Origin of the sequence: Aerococcus sanguinicola (assembly GCF_001543145.1) — a bacterium.
In the GTDB taxonomy this organism is placed as follows: domain Bacteria; phylum Bacillota; class Bacilli; order Lactobacillales; family Aerococcaceae; genus Aerococcus; species Aerococcus sanguinicola.
On the sequence record NZ_CP014160.1, the window covers coordinates 1929902 to 1944561 of the forward strand.

A 14660-nucleotide genomic window follows, 5' to 3' on the forward strand; every position below is an offset into this window, starting at 1 on the left:
AATTGGTCAGGGGGCTTTTAAAAATTTTTATTTTTCTATTGGTGACTAGTAATTAACTAAGACAAAATTTCCATATTAAGTAGTTTTGAGCAGGAGTGGAGCTCTGAATTTGATCGTTAGCCGTGACTAAGCAAGCGATGTGAATTAGGGATAGTCGGCGTCAGCCGTTACTAGCCCTTTGAAGCTCGCTAGGCGAGGGACCTTGGCCCGAGCCGGTGCCACGGCTCTTTAACGATCAAATTCAGAAGTGGAACGGATGCTCACCAATACGATTGAGTATAGAATTTCCTTTTTGAATGATGTGAAAATTCTTTTACTGGTTGATCTCTTCCATCAAACTGTAGAGTTGGGTTGGATTGAGGGCTTCTTTTTCCGCCTGGCTGAAGTCGCGGATGATGTGCCCGCGGTCCATCAAGATCATCCGGTTACCATATGTTAAGGCGTCTTGTAGGTTGTGGGTGATCATCAGGGCTGTCAAGTTTTCCTGGGAGACTTGTTGGGCAGTAATCTCTAGGATCCGCCGCGAAGTCTTGGGGTCCAAGGCAGCCGTGTGTTCGTCCAATAAGAGGAGCTTTGGCTTCACGATAGTTGCCATCAACAGGGCGACAGATTGGCGTTGGCCTCCTGAGAGCAAGCCAATCTCCGCTTCCAAGCGTTCATCCAAGCCTAGGCCTAATTGTTTGAGGAGTGCCTGATACTTGCTTTGCTTGTCTTGGTCCAAGGCCAATTGTAAGCCCCGGGTCTGTCCCCGCTTCTCAGCCAAGGCCAGGTTCTCTTCCACTGTCATCCGCGGTGCCGTCCCCATCTTAGGATCTTGGAAGACCCGGGAAATATAGGCCGCCCGCTCGATGTCCGAAGTGTCCGTGATGTCCTCCCCTTCCAGAAGGATCTGCCCAGCATCCAGGTCAAAGGTCCCGGCGATAGCATTAAGGAGGGTGGACTTCCCTGCCCCGTTGCCCCCAATGATCGTGATGAAGTCCCCGGCTTCAATGGTGAGGTTCAAATCATCCAAGGCATAGAATTCATCCGGTGTATGGGGATTGAAGCGTTTATCTACATTTTTAAGCTCTAATAAGTGCGTCATTGGTCTACCCCTTTCTACTTTGACGGCTGCTGCGGTTAAAGGACTTGCGGAGTTTAGGAATGGCTAGGCAGAGGCCTACAATAATCGCAGAGAAGAGTTTAAAGTCATCTGCATTAAAGTTAAGCATGAGCACTAGACTTAAAAGTAAGCGGTAGATGATCGAGCCCGCCACAATCGTGATGAAACGGGTAGTCAGGCTGACATTTTTGAAGATGACTTCGCCGATAATAATGGAGGCTAGGCCAATCACCACGGTCCCAATCCCCATGGAGATATCCGCATAACCGTTGTCGGTCGCCACCGAGAGGCCGGAAGCAGCAATCAAACCATTGGCCAGCATGTAGCCTAGCATGGTCATTTCATTGCTATCGATTCCTACGGCACGGGCCATGTGCACATTGTCCCCAGTCGCAATCAGCGCCTGGCCCAGGTCAGTCTTGAAGAAGTAAGCCATCAGGGCAATAACGATCGCTACAACGACAGTCCCAATCAGGATGGTATCCACATTTCGAGGGAGGGCTAACCCACTCAGCATGGTCTTGAAGGTCTCTTGGCCGCTCAAGCTGAGATTAGCCTGGCCCATCATCTTCAGGTTAATAGAATAAAGACCGGTCATGGTAATAATCCCTGACAGGAGGGGGTTGATGTCTAGCTTAGTGACGAGAAGGGCTGTAATCGCCCCCGCTGCCATGCCGGCTAGAAAGCCAATCAATAAGGCAAGAATGGGGTTGAACCCAAAGTGGATCATCTGAACCCCAATGGCTGCCCCTAGGGTAAAGGAACCCTCTGTCGTCATATCAGGCGCGTTCAGGATCCGGAAACTAATATAGATGCCTAGACCCATAACGGCCCAGATCACGCCTTGTGATAAGGCAGAAATAATCATATCCATGCTTAGTGCCCTCCTTCATTAACATCTGTTGCTTTTTCAAGGACGGAATCAGGCAATTTAATCCCTAATTGGTCGGCCTTTTCTTTGTTGATATAGGTATCGGTCTTATCTGTAAAGACAATCGGATGGTCGGCTGGACTCTGGCCGTCCATTAGGTCAGCGGTGACATTGGCTGTATCGACCCCTAATTGGTATTGGTTGATGCCGACCGTTGCTAGGCCCCCATCCTTAACCATGGTATCCACAACCGGGAAGACGGGAATGCCCTTGCTGTCGGTAGCAGCGATTAAAGTCGGCATAGACGAAGCAATCGAGTTATCATTTGGCACCCAGATAGCATCCACATCATTGGCTAACTGTTCGGCCACTTGGGCTAAATCGTTAGTGGAATTGATGGTCGCTTCTTTGACCTCGTAACCCATGTCTGCAGCGACTTCTTTAGCTAAGGCCACATTGGCGTGGGAGTTGGTTTCGGAAGAATTGTAGATAATGCCGATGGTCTTGGCCTCAGGGAGGATTTCTTTAATCAGTCTAAATTGTTCTTTAACCGGTGGAATATCGGACACCCCAGTAATATTAGCCCCTGGTTTCTCGTAATTTTCCACTAAACCAGCGGACTTGGGATTGGCAACGGCCCCCATAACAACCGGTACATTGCCTTCTGCCGCATTGGCTAGGGCCTGGGCAGCCGGGGTTGCAATCCCTACCAGGTAGTCCGCGTCATCGGCAATAAACTTATCCGAAATCATCTTTAAGTTATTTTGGTCCCCCTGGCCATTTTGGTAGTCGATATGGATATTTTCCCCATCAACATAGCCCCGTTCAGCCAGTTGGTCATAGAAGCCCTGGCGGATCTGGTCGAGGGCGGGATGGTCCATGAGTTGGAGCAGGCCCACCTTCAAGTCTTCGTCCAAGTCCTTGGCTGTTACGGCTTGGTTGCCTGAATTGGTTTTAGGCGCTTGGGCGGCCTTATTTTTCTCGATAAGCGTTGGCATAGCTAGGAATAATACCATCAAGGCAGCAATCAAGAAACTGCCTAAAGCTGTAAATCGTTTCATTTCTTCTTTCCTCCTTATTAAAAATAAAAAACCTCCAGCTAAAGCAGAAGCTGCAGGTCCATAGAAAAACCCGCACAGACATAAAGTCACTCTTTATGCGTCTATGCGGGTACTCAAAATTGTCTTGTTATCACACCGCACAGATACAGCCTCAGTTGTCTGAAGTTGTATCTATTGCTTCAACAGTAATAAATACAACTAAGCCGTGCGGATTTGCCAAGCTCTAAGTTTTGTATCTAAAACTGACATGTGATAACCTCCCTTTGATTTGTTAGCTTTAGGATAGCAGATTAAGTCTGAATTTGCAATAACTTTATTAAGACTTTATCATAAAAGTCCCTTGCTGTCCTCCTTAGTTTTGATATTATAGGCTTTTTTGCTATAATTAGTGATTGGAAAGAAGGTGTTTGAATGTCATTTGATGGAATGTTTACACACAGCATGACACACGAACTCAAAGAAACACTGACACAAGGTAAAATCAACAAGATCCAACAACCTTCTGATTATGAAGTTCTACTTACCATACGCAAACAGGGGCAAAATCATAAGCTCCTCCTGTCTGCCCATCCGGACTTTGCCCGGGCCCAATTGAGCCAGGTGGACTACCCAATGCCCGATACCCCACCCAATTTTTGTATGGTCCTGCGCAAGTACCTCAAGGGCGCCCTAGTGCTCGCCGTTGACCAATACGAAAACGACCGGGTGATTCGTTTGGACCTCTTACGGACGGATGAGATTGGCGACCAACAGAAGCTGACTTTAGTGGTCGAGATGATGGGACGCCATTCCAATATCATCTTAGTCGACCACCAGGGGCAAATTCTGGATGTGATCAAGCGGGTCCCTCTTTACCAGAACCGCTACCGGACCCTTTTGCCCGGCGCTAGCTACCAACTCCCTCCCTATCAAAACAAGGCTAACCCTTTCAAAATTGGGAGCGATTGGCAGCCTACCAGCCAACAGAGCCTGTCCCGGCAAGTCCTCCAGCAAGAACTCATGGGCCTGGGCTGGGAATCAGCGGAGGAAATTATCTTCCGTGCCCAGTCCAATCCAGATAAGGCCCTGGGGCAGATTATCCAAGAATTCTGCCAGGCCTTCGACCAGCCCCAGCCCTGCCTGACAGGGACCGACAAGAAGTTAGAATTCACGGCCTTCCCCTATCTCAGCCTGACTGGGGATAAAGAAACTTATGATAGTCTCGGTCAACTCTTGGATGTTTATTATGCCCGCCATACCGAGCGCCAGCAAGTCCAAGAAATCGGCCAACAGATTGACCAGGTTACCCAGCGGGAACTCAAGCACCAGAGAAAGAAGCAGAAGAACCTCAGGAAGGACCTGGAAAAGAGCCAGAAAGCTGACCACTACCAGCTTTTAGGAGAGCTTCTCACTTCCAACCTCTACCAGCTCCAGGGGAACCAGGCTAGTGTGGACCTGCCTAATTATTATGACGATAACCGCCTAGTCCATATCCCTCTCAAAGCAGAGCTCTCGCCTGCCGAGAATGCCCAAGCCTACTATCAAAAATACAATAAACTCACCAAGTCGCGGTCACATATCCAGGAACAATTGGCCAAGAGCCAAGAAGAGATCAACTACTTGGAATCCATCCAAGCCCAAATTGAATGGTCCAATCCTAAAGAATTGGAACTGATCCGCGAAGAGCTCAAAGAAGAAGGCTATATCAAGGACCGTAAGAAGAAGACCCATAAGCGGATCAAGCCGCTCAAGCCCCGACAGTTCACCAGTTCCTCCGGCTATACCATTAAAGTAGGCCGCAATAACAAACAAAATGACCAACTGACCATGCGCCAGGCCAACAAGAACCACTACTGGTTCCACGTCAAGGACGTGCCCGGCAGCCATGTCATCTTAGAGACAGACCAGGCTAGTGACGACGATATCCTCGAAGCCGCTAGTATCGCTGCCCACTATTCCAAGTCCCGCCACTCCAACAATGTGCCGGTTGACTACACCCGGGTCAAGGATGTCAAAAAACCGAATGGGGCCAAGCCGGGCTTTGTCAACTATTTCAACCAAAAAACGGTCTTTGTCAAACCGGCCCAGATCGCTAATAAAGAATAAAATGAGAACGTTTGTTTGTGTCTGTGATCGATCTATGCTATAATGAGGGCAAATCATTCGAGGAGGACACAGAGATGAGAGAACGGCAACTGCAAATCTTACGCTATATCTTTGATTGTGTTGACGACAAGGGCTATCCCCCGACTGTCCGCGAAATATGCGATGCAGTTGGCCTAGCCTCAACGTCCACAGTCCATGGCCACTTAAACCGTCTAGAAGAAGGGGGCTATCTTTTCAAAGATTCGACCAAGCCCCGGGCCCTAGAAATCACCCAAAAAGGCCTAGATAAACTGGGCATCAACACCCGTGGTATCCCCATGCTTGGGACGGTTACAGCAGGCCAGCCCATTACTGCTTATGAGGACATCGAAGGTTATTTTCCCAAGCCACCCCACCTCGCCGAGAGTGATGAAGATCTCTTCATGCTGAAGATTCGCGGGGATTCAATGATTGAAGCTGGCATCCTCAATGGCGACTATGTTCTCGTTCGCCAGCAGCAGAGCGCTGAGAACGGCGAGATTGTCATTGCGATGACCGATGCCGATGAGGCTACTTGCAAACGTTTCTTTAAAGAAGACGGTCATATCCGCCTGCAACCCGAAAACCATGAAATGGCCCCGATTATTTTGGACAATTGTACAATCTTAGGAAAGGTTATTTCCCTTTTTAGAGAGCATACCTTCTAAAGTGAAAAGTTTTTATAGAAAAAGGAAACTGGATTTTTGCCAGTTTCCTTTTTTAGTTTTCTATGGGAAATTGCTTGGAGGCTGTAGTTGGGTTCGACTTGGCAGGCTCGGAGTGATTTCACAAGTCAGAAACGAACGAATGCTTCGCTCTTATTCTGACTTGCTCCAATCATCCGAGTCTAACCGCCAAGTCTCACACCCTTTCCTAGTCGGGTTCGCAAAGGCAGAAAAGGAGTGACTTCAGCAAAGGGAAACGATCGGCTAAAGCCGCTCTTATCCTCTTTGCCTCCAGTCATCCCTTTCTAACCGCCTTTGCTCACACCCTAGTTGGGCTCGGGCCGGCAGCTTTCCTGTCACTTCACAAGTCCCCGCAGCAGTCTTTCAGACTGCTCTGGTGACTTGCTCCAGTGAAGGAAAGCTAAACGCCAGCCCTCACACCCTTTCCTAATAAGTCAGTATTTTAAAGATGTCCAGGTTAGGGATTTTTTCTCTGCCATTGAGGGCTTCTAGTTCGATGATGAAGGCTGCGCCGACGACTTGGCCTCCGAGTTTTTCCACTAATTGGGTGGTGGCTTGGATGGTGCCTCCGGTTGCTAGGAGGTCATCGACGATAAGGACGCGCTGGCCGGGTTTAACGGCATCTTTATGGAGCTGGAGGGTATTTTCTCCGTATTCTAAACCATAGTCTACGCTAATGATATCGCGAGGGAGCTTGCCCTTCTTACGAGCGGGCGCAAAGCCGATCCCTAGTTGATAGGCCACGGGACATCCCACAATAAAGCCCCGCGCTTCTGGTCCAACAATCATATCGACCTGCTTATCCTTAGCGAACTGGACAATCTGGTCAATGGCAGCATGGAAGGCTTCCCCATCAGCCATCAGAGGGGTAATGTCGCGGAAAGTCACCCCTTCTTCAGGATAGTTCTCAATACTAGCAATATAGTCTTCAAAATTCATAATTTCCTCCTTATGGTGCACTGGCTGGCTCTGGCGCAAAAAAGTAGCTCGTGATTGATCCAATATCATTATAAAGCAAAACTTGTTCACTGTTTAATAATTGCTCATACTTGATCAGGTAGGCCTTCAAATCAACCTTGCCCTGGACCGGCAAAATGTGGAGGGTCTCCCCCTTCCAAGCGACTAGGCCGGCTTCCTCAAGAATATCCGTCATCAGGATGAGCTGTCCTTCAGCGAGTTTGAGATAAGAAGCTAGGACAGCTGTCTGTCCTTTGAGCGGGAGTTGGGGGTGGCCCAAGAGATAACGGTAGTAGCGTTCAAAATCCTCGCGCTGGGGCAAGCCATTCAAGTAGACCTGCTTGGGCGAATAGGCAAAGAGATAAAGGTTCTTAATCCCCTGGCCTTGAACAAAGCGACGCACGCCTTCTAGGTCCAAGGGGCAGTCAAAGAGAACAGCCTGCTGGTAGCTTAGCCCTTGATCCTGGTCCAATTCATCGACCAATATGGCCCGACTCGAGCCAGGAATTTGGTCGCGGTAGGCTGCCAAGTATTTGGGGTCCTGGAAGAGATAGAAGGCTTCTTCAACCGCAAAGACCTCTTCGCGAGCCCGGGCCTGGCGGAGGTCAATAACACTGGCCTCATCCACCCTCAAGTCAATCAAAAGGGCCTGGGGCGAGCGCTTGCCCTGCCACTCATTGATATTCAATTCAACAGCAGCCTCTAAATGATTGCCAGGAGCGAGCTGACGGGCCAAGTCTCCCATGCAAAAACCAATCAGGGCCAGGTCAGGCGCCTTTTCCAAAGCTAATTTCAAAGTCTGCTTGTCGCGGCCAATCTGCTGGATCCGGTTCAAGGGACCGGCTTCGAGTAAGAAGCTAGGTTTCGGATTATCCGTCCCAAAAGGTTTCAGGCGTTCTAAGGCGTCGAGGCTGGTTAAGCTAATACTTTCCGGCTGGATGCGGCCATCTAGGACCAAGGGCGCGGGTTTTTGGACCGTCTCATGGATAGTCTGGCCGAGTGCTTGGAGCTGGGACTGCCAGCTTGCAAAGTTTTCACCTGCAATCGTCAAACCTGCTGCCATGGCATGGCCTCCAAAGGCTTGCATGAGGTCTTCAACTTGGCTCAGTAGGTCAAAGAGGTTGACGCCCTCAATCGACCGGCCAGATCCCTTGTAGACATCCTGGTCAGTCTTATGGCTAAGGACAAGGCAAGGGCGTTGGTAGCGCTCAACCAAGCGGCTGGCGACAATGCCTAAGACGCCCTCATGCCAGTCCTCCTGCCAGCAGATTAAGATATCGTCCAAATCATCGCGTTGGTCGATTTGTGACCGGGCTTCTTTTTCGATTTGGTCGACTAGGCCGCGCCGTTCGACATTGATGGCTTCCATCTCTTGGAGGAGTTGGTCCACTTCATCCGGGTCGAAACTCATCAAGAGTTTAAGGCCTAGGTTGGCATCGGAAAGCCGGCCCAAAGCATTGAGCCGAGGGGCAATCTTAAAGCCGATGGTCTCCTCATCAATCGTCGACGGGTTAATTTCCAGCTTCTCAAAGAGCCGGATGAAGGCCAGACGTTGGGTCTGCTTGAGCTCTTGGATGCCCAACTTGACCAAGGACCGGTTTTCATCAGTGAGGCTGACTAAGTCCGCTACTGTTCCGATTGCGCAGAGGTCTAAGAGGTCGACGGGTAAGTCTCCAGTTAGGGCTTGGACCAACTTCAAGGCCACCCCGGCCCCACTCAGGTCATCGAAAGGATAGGCCTGGTCGGGATGGCGGGGATGGACAATGGCATAGGCTTCGGGTAAGCTAGCACCGATTTCATGGTGGTCAGTAACAATCACATCCACCCCCTGGGCTTGAGCATGGGCAATCGCTTCATGCCCCTTGACCCCATTGTCACAGGTGAGGATAACTTGGATCCCTTGCTTGATATAGTAGTCATAAACCTCGGTATTTGGGCCATAGCCATCCACGAAGCGGTCTGGTAGGTAGCTATGGACATTAGCTCCCATGTTCTCCAGACTCTCAACGAGGATGGTGGCCGCAGTAATCCCATCGGCATCATAGTCCCCGTAGACTAAGATGGCCTCGCCTGCTTCAATGGCAGCCATCAGTCGGGCCACTGCCCGGTCCATGTCGGATAAGAGGAAGGGGTCGTGGATGACAGGCTCTTCGTCCAAGAAGTCATGAATAGCGGCTTCATCTTGGAAGCCCCGCTGGTAGAGCAAGTTCACCATCAATTCAGGAAGCTCCACCGCTTCCTTTAACTGGGCGATAGTCTCCTGGTCTTGGTCTGTTAACTGGTCAGATCTTACTTTCCAATCATAGTTTGCTTTAAGCAAGTATCTCCCTACTTTCTACTTGATCTGAAACTGGTCAAAATCTTTAACCACCAAGCTTTGAGGGTGGATTTTTTGGGCACCTTGGACCAATTGCTTGATCTGGGGCGCCGTGACATAGCGCGAGGAAATATGGGCCAGGTAGAGCTGCTTAACGCCTGCTTCTTTGGCAAGCTTGGCCGCTTGGGCGGCCGTCGAATGGAAATGACGGTGGGCCATCTTCTCTTCGCCCGCTTCATAGGTAGCCTCATGCACCAAGACGTCCGCATCCTTAGCCAAACTCAGGGCCTGGTCACAAGGCCTGGTATCGCCAAAAATGGTGACGGTCTTCCCCGCCTGCTTGTCGCCGACAAAGTCATTACCATCGAGCACGCGTCCATCTTCCAAGGTCACCTTTTGCCGCTGTTTGAGCTTACCTAAGAGGGGCCCATTCGGAACCCCGGCAGCCCGGGCCTTATCAACCAAGAGTTCCCCCTCTTGGTCGGCTTGTTCCACCCGGTAGCCAAAACATTCAACAGCGTGGTCAAGAGGTCCATAGCTCACCTTGAAGGAAGAATCCTCAAAAGCGAGGCCCTCCCCTTCCAATTCCACAATCTTTAAGGGATAGTTCAACTTAGACTGGGACACTTTTAGCGCGGTCCAGACATACTGCTTCAAACCCTTAGGACCGTAGACTGTCAAGGGACGCTCTGCCCCACCTTGGAAGGACCGAGAACTTAAAAAGCCCGGCAATCCATAAAGATGGTCGCCATGGAGATGGGTAATAAAGACCCGACTGACCTTGCCTGGCTTAAGGGTGGTCTGGAGGATCTGCTGCTGGGTAGCCTCCCCGCAGTCAAAAAGCCACATCTCATTAATTTCATCCAATAGCTTAAGCATTAGAGCGGACACATTGCGTTGACGACTCGGCACACCAGCTCCTGTTCCTAAAAAATGTAATTCCAATTCAAAAACCTTTCTAAATGCCTCTTGGCACAGCCCAGGATGAGGATAAAAGAGGGGTAGGTCTTAGGACCAAACTGCTTCATCAGCACCCAGTCTCATCGCCCTACCCCAGTATTTATCGCATCTTCTTTAATCAAAAAACTCAAATTCATAGTCTCGAATGCGGACGATATCCCCGGCTTGGGCTCCAGCATCAACCAAGGCTTGGTCGACCCCATGATGCTTAAGCTTGCGCGCAAAACGCAGGGCGCTCTCATCGTATTCAAGATTGGCCATCAAGAAGTCTTTTTCAATCCGATCGCCAGATAAGACAAACATCTTATCTGCTTGGTCATAGGATAGATTGAAATAGGGTTCTTCAGCTTCGATTTGGTAAAGCTTGTGTGTTTGGTCGACTTCATCGACTTTTTCAGCTTCGATTTGAGCCAGACGGACTTCTTCTTCTTGAATCAAGCGGTAAGTTTCTTCCATTAAGTCCTTCAAACCAGACTGGCTAATGGCCGAAATGGGGAAGATTTCCGGCAAGTCACGGCCAGGAAAATGTTCCTCAAAATATGCGGCTAACTTCTCGCGGAATTCCTCAATATAGAGCTCTGCTTCGGGAATGTCCATCTTGTTAGCGACAATGATAGTCGGCCGTTCTAAGATGGTCTCGTCATAAGTCTTCAATTCCTCATTAATGGCCACATAGTCCTCGAAGGGATCGCGGTTCTCAAAGCCTCCCATATCCACGACATGGAGAATCACCTTGGTCCGCTGCACATGGCGCAAGAACTGAAAACCGAGACCGATCCCTTCCGCAGCTCCTTCAATAAGGCCCGGCAAGTCGGCCAGGACAAAGGAACGTTGGTCGGACAGATCAACAACTCCTAAGTTTGGTGACAGGGTGGTGAAATGGTAGTCACCAATCTTGGGTTTAGCGGCGCTAACAATGGATAGGATGGTTGATTTCCCCACAGAAGGAAAACCTACCAAACCAGCATCAGCTAGGACCCGGAGTTCCAATTGCAGGGTCCGTTCTTGACCAGGTTCCCCATTCTCTGCAATTTCAGGGGCGGGGTTATTGTGAGTGGCAAACTTCATATTGCCCCGGCCACCCCGGCCACCCTTAGCAACAATGGCTTCCTGACCTTCTTCTACCAGGTCGGCCAAGATTTGACCTGTATCAAAATCCTTGACAATAGTGCCCGGGGGAACGCCCACAATGAGGTCTTCTGCCCCCCGTCCATAGCGGCCCTTGGTCATGCCGTTTTGGCCGGCCTTGGCCTTAAAATGGCGGTTGTAGCGGAAGTCGAGCAGGGTTCTTAGCCCCTCGTCCACGCGGAAAATAATATCGCCACCGCGGCCACCATCGCCACCCACAGGGCCACCATCAGGCCGGTATTTTTCACGCAGGAAGGCGACGAGGCCGTCGCCACCCTTGCCGGCTTTCACCCAAATTTTAGCATAATCATAAAAGGTTGACATCTTTTGCCTCCTTTCTCTTCTTTTTCTTTATTTCACTTCTTATTTTATTAGGAGTTCCTTGGTATTGGCAAGTACTTTGACTGGCTGACCAATTTTTTCTAGGAGGGCCAGGCGGTTGTTACGAACCGCTTCATCATCGGTAAAGACCATATTGTCTTCAAAGAATTGCTCAATAAGCGGTGCCAGTTCAGCCAAGGCTTGGTAGTAGTCAGCTGGCGTATCCCCTAGGTAAAGGCTATCCACAGCCTGGTAGAGGGCCTCTTCGCTCTCGCTTTCTAGAAGGTCTGCTGAGACTGTGACTTGGTCAATATCAAACTCTTTCATTTTGTCCTTGAGGTTTAGGATCCGGTTCCAAGATTCGATGACAGTCTTGAAGTCTTCATCCTCATGGTGGTCAGCTAAGGTTTTAGCGGCTGCGCGTTTTTGGTTGATACCGTGACTAGCAGACCCTAATACAGCCTGGATAATGTCCCGGTCATAACCTTCTTGTTCCAAAATATTCTTCAAGCGTTCTAACATGAAGGCATAGACTGCTTCCGCCAAGGCAACTTGGTCATCGTCGGATGGGTAAACGGCCTCTAAGATGGCTTTCAGGTCCTTATCCCAATCGAAGGGGAGCTCTTCAGCTGCCATTAGACGAACGATCCCGATCATTTGCCGACGCAGGGCGAAGGGGTCGTTAGAGCCAGAAGGAATGCGATCAATCTTAAAGAAGCTAATAATCGTATCCAATTTATCGGCAATGGCGAAGAGGATCCCTAGGGCTGATTGGCCTAATGCTGCATCAGAAGCGATCGGCATGTAGTGTTCCCGGATAGCGACAGCGACTTCTTCAGCCTCGCCAGCTTCTCTGGCATAGTACTCGCCCATAATCCCTTGGAGTTCAGAGAATTCATTGACGATATTAGTTAATAAGTCGAACTTATAGATAGCTCCGGTCCGCTCAATCAAGGGCTCAAAGTCAGTGGATAAGTAATCAGCAAAGAGGTTTTCCATGGTCCAATGGCTGTATAAGAGCTTAGCGATTTGGCTGACCCGGTCCATCTTCTCCTTCATGGTCCCGATTTCAGCGTGGAAGGTCACATGGCTGAGACGCTTAGCGAAGTCATCAATCGATTCTTGCTTATCTTCTTCCACAAAGAACAAGCCATCTTCTAGCCGAGCCACTAAGACCTTCTCATTCCCGTGGCGAACATTTTCTAGCCCTTCTTCATTACCGTTGCGGACGGCCACAAATTTAGGCAGCAAGTTACCTTCTTGGTCGGACACATAGAAGTAACGTTGGTGTTCGGCCATCGAGGTAATAAGCACAGGATCTGGCAAGGCTAGGTACTTATCATCGAAGCTGCCGATAAAGGCCGTTGGGTATTCCACAATTTGAGTGACTTCTTCTAGGAGGGCCTCATCTTGGCTGACTTGGACGCCTTCCGCTTGAGCGAGGTCTTTAATTTGTTGGACAATGACTTCCTTACGCTTATCCTGGTCAGCAATGACAAAGTCTCGTTCCAGGAGTTTCTCGTAATTTGAAGCCTTGTCGATCGTTAATTGGTCATGGCCGAGGAAGCGGTGACCGCGGGTATAGCGGTCGGCTTGGATGCCCAATATTTCAAAGGGTAGGACCTCATCATCTAAGAGAGAGAGGAACCAGTGGATGGGCCGGATATACTTAAAATTACGGTGGTTAGACCAGTACATGGATACAGGGAAAGTCATCTGCGTGATGCATTGGCTGATTTGAGGCAGAATTTCCCGGCTGGGCTTCCCCTCTTCCTTGATTTCCGCATAGATATAGCCATCTTCCACATAGAGGTCGTCAGTCGACAAGCCCTTACCCCGGGCAAAACCTTGGGCAGCCTTGGTCCATTCCCCTTGGTCATCCTTGGCAATCTTTTCTGAAGGGCCTTTAGCCGTTTCGACAAAGTCAGCTTGCTTATCGGCTAAACCATCCACTAAAACCGCAAAACGGCGAGGAGTGGCAAAGGCCTTAATGGCGTCATAAGTCAATCGCTCTTCGGTTAAGAAGTTAGCGACCCGGTCTTGGAATTGTTGGCTGATTTGACGCACGTATTTGGCGGGCATTTCTTCTAAACCAACTTCTAATAAATACTGTTGCTTACTCATTAGCTGCGTCCTCCTCTAATAATTTTTCCGCTTCTTCCCGGCTCAATAAAGGATATTTCAGGGCCTTGCGGTTGGCGACAAATTGTTTGGCCACTTGCCGGGCCATGTTACGGATCCGGCTCAGATAGGCTTGGCGGTCGGTTGTCGAAATCACCCCGCGCGCATCCAGAAGGTTGAAGGTATGGGAACACTTCAAAATATAGTCATAGGCTGGATGAACCAGCTTGTTGTCAATTTGCTTGAGGGCTTCTTCTTCATAGAAGTTAAACATCTTGAAGAGTTCATCATAATTTGATTCTTCAAAGGTGTACTTGGAGTGTTCATATTCCGGTTGCTTGAAGATTTCACCGTATTTCACGCCACCGCCCCATTCCAGGTCGTAGACAGTATCGACACCTTGGATGTAGGAAGCTAGGCGCTCGAGTCCGTAGGTAATTTCGCAGGTGGTTGGGTGGCAATCTAAGCCCCCGACTTGTTGGAAGTAGGTAAATTGGGTGATTTCCATCCCATCGATCCACACTTCCCAGCCTAGACCGGCACAGCCCATGGAAGGATTCTCCCAGTTGTCCTCAACAAAGCGGATATCGTGGTCCTTGGCATCAAGGCCCAAACGTTCCAGACTCTGGATGTAGAGCTCTTGGATGTTATCGGGATGGGGCTTCATCACCACTTGGTATTGGTGGTGTTGGTAAAGCCGGTTAGGGTTTTCCCCATAGCGGCCATCGTCGGGCCGGCGGGAGGGTTCCACATAGCTAGCATTCCATGGCTCCGGCCCAATTGCCCGGAGAATCGTATAAGGACTCATGGTCCCTGCCCCCTTCTCCGTATCATATGCATTCAGAATGAGGCAGCCTTGCTCGGACCAGAACTGGTGCAAGGTTAAAATCATCCCTTGTAAGGTATTGGCTGCTTGGTTCATCTTGTCTTCTCCTCTTTTCTTTTATTTAAATTAACAAACAAAAAAGCCCCATACACTAAAAAAATAGTGCATAGGGACGATTCAATCGCGGTTCCACCCTATTTCCGGCAA

11 protein-coding genes are annotated in these 14660 nt (G+C 49.7%); 2 read left to right on the plus strand and 9 right to left on the minus strand.

Annotated elements, in window-relative coordinates; translation table 11 throughout:
* Positions 1-313: 313 nt before the first annotated feature.
* The 3 genes from AWM72_RS08650 to trpX are packed head-to-tail and all read right to left on the minus strand — an operon-like array spanning position 314 to position 3034.
* The gene (locus tag AWM72_RS08650) at positions 314-1084 is read right to left on the minus strand and encodes an ABC transporter ATP-binding protein (protein ID WP_067976278.1); all 771 of its coding nucleotides are present in this window, start codon (positions 1082-1084) and stop codon (positions 314-316) included.
* Positions 1085-1088: 4 nt separating this feature from the next.
* Positions 1089-1976 carry an ABC transporter permease gene (locus AWM72_RS08655; RefSeq protein ID WP_067976280.1) on the minus strand — a complete coding sequence of 296 codons (888 nt, stop codon included), beginning with the start codon at positions 1974-1976 and terminating at the stop codon, positions 1089-1091.
* Positions 1977-1978: 2 nt separating this feature from the next.
* Positions 1979-3034: a tryptophan ABC transporter substrate-binding protein gene (trpX, locus tag AWM72_RS08660; RefSeq protein WP_067976282.1), complete on the minus strand. Its 1056-nt coding sequence runs from the start codon at positions 3032-3034 to the stop codon at positions 1979-1981.
* A gap of 411 nt (positions 3035-3445) precedes the next feature.
* Here trpX and AWM72_RS08665 point away from each other — a divergent pair, with 411 nt between their 5' ends.
* Both AWM72_RS08665 and lexA read left to right on the plus strand, forming a co-directional pair.
* Positions 3446-5119 (plus strand): Rqc2 family fibronectin-binding protein, encoded by a 1674-nt coding sequence (locus tag AWM72_RS08665; protein WP_067976284.1) that lies wholly within the window; start codon positions 3446-3448, stop codon positions 5117-5119.
* Between the two features lie 74 nt (positions 5120-5193).
* The gene (lexA, locus tag AWM72_RS08670) at positions 5194-5805 is read left to right on the plus strand and encodes a transcriptional repressor LexA (RefSeq protein WP_067976286.1); all 612 of its coding nucleotides are present in this window, start codon (positions 5194-5196) and stop codon (positions 5803-5805) included.
* 444 nt (positions 5806-6249) lie between these two features.
* On the opposite strand, the gene AWM72_RS08675 is transcribed toward lexA, so the two are convergent.
* From AWM72_RS08675 to glyQ, 6 genes are all read right to left on the minus strand, one after another.
* Entirely contained in the window at positions 6250-6762 is a 513-nt protein-coding gene (locus tag AWM72_RS08675; protein ID WP_067976288.1) for an adenine phosphoribosyltransferase, read from the minus strand.
* Between the two features lie 10 nt (positions 6763-6772).
* Positions 6773-9100 (minus strand): single-stranded-DNA-specific exonuclease RecJ, encoded by a 2328-nt coding sequence (gene recJ / locus AWM72_RS08680; protein ID WP_067976290.1) that lies wholly within the window; start codon positions 9098-9100, stop codon positions 6773-6775.
* A gap of 15 nt (positions 9101-9115) precedes the next feature.
* Positions 9116-10042 carry a ribonuclease Z gene (gene rnz / locus AWM72_RS08685; protein WP_067976292.1) on the minus strand — a complete coding sequence of 309 codons (927 nt, stop codon included), beginning with the start codon at positions 10040-10042 and terminating at the stop codon, positions 9116-9118.
* Positions 10043-10171: 129 nt separating this feature from the next.
* Positions 10172-11509 carry a GTPase ObgE gene (obgE, locus tag AWM72_RS08690; RefSeq protein WP_067976293.1) on the minus strand — a complete coding sequence of 446 codons (1338 nt, stop codon included), beginning with the start codon at positions 11507-11509 and terminating at the stop codon, positions 10172-10174.
* A 39-nt stretch (positions 11510-11548) separates the two neighbouring features.
* Positions 11549-13630, minus strand: coding sequence for a glycine--tRNA ligase subunit beta (gene glyS / locus AWM72_RS08695; RefSeq protein ID WP_067976294.1), 2082 nt, complete (start codon positions 13628-13630; stop codon positions 11549-11551).
* The gene (gene glyQ, locus AWM72_RS08700) at positions 13623-14549 is read right to left on the minus strand and encodes a glycine--tRNA ligase subunit alpha (RefSeq protein ID WP_067976295.1); all 927 of its coding nucleotides are present in this window, start codon (positions 14547-14549) and stop codon (positions 13623-13625) included. The genes glyS and glyQ overlap by 8 nt, the downstream gene beginning before the upstream one ends.
* Positions 14550-14660 lie beyond the last annotated feature (111 nt).

Bases quoted from the DNA above. Each gene is read 5' to 3' on its own strand.
- AWM72_RS08650 (WP_067976278.1), bottom strand. From the start codon at position 1,084: ATGACGCACTTATTAGAGCTTAAAAATGTAGATAAACGCTTCAATCCC.
- AWM72_RS08655 (WP_067976280.1), bottom strand. From the start codon at position 1,976: ATGGATATGATTATTTCTGCCTTATCACAAGGCGTGATCTGGGCCGTT.
- trpX (WP_067976282.1), bottom strand. From the start codon at position 3,034: ATGAAACGATTTACAGCTTTAGGCAGTTTCTTGATTGCTGCCTTGATG.
- AWM72_RS08665 (WP_067976284.1), top strand. From the start codon at position 3,446: ATGTCATTTGATGGAATGTTTACACACAGCATGACACACGAACTCAAA.
- lexA (WP_067976286.1), top strand. From the start codon at position 5,194: ATGAGAGAACGGCAACTGCAAATCTTACGCTATATCTTTGATTGTGTT.
- AWM72_RS08675 (WP_067976288.1), bottom strand. From the start codon at position 6,762: ATGAATTTTGAAGACTATATTGCTAGTATTGAGAACTATCCTGAAGAA.
- obgE (WP_067976293.1), bottom strand. From the start codon at position 11,509: ATGTCAACCTTTTATGATTATGCTAAAATTTGGGTGAAAGCCGGCAAG.
- glyS (WP_067976294.1), bottom strand. From the start codon at position 13,630: ATGAGTAAGCAACAGTATTTATTAGAAGTTGGTTTAGAAGAAATGCCC.
- glyQ (WP_067976295.1), bottom strand. From the start codon at position 14,549: ATGAACCAAGCAGCCAATACCTTACAAGGGATGATTTTAACCTTGCAC.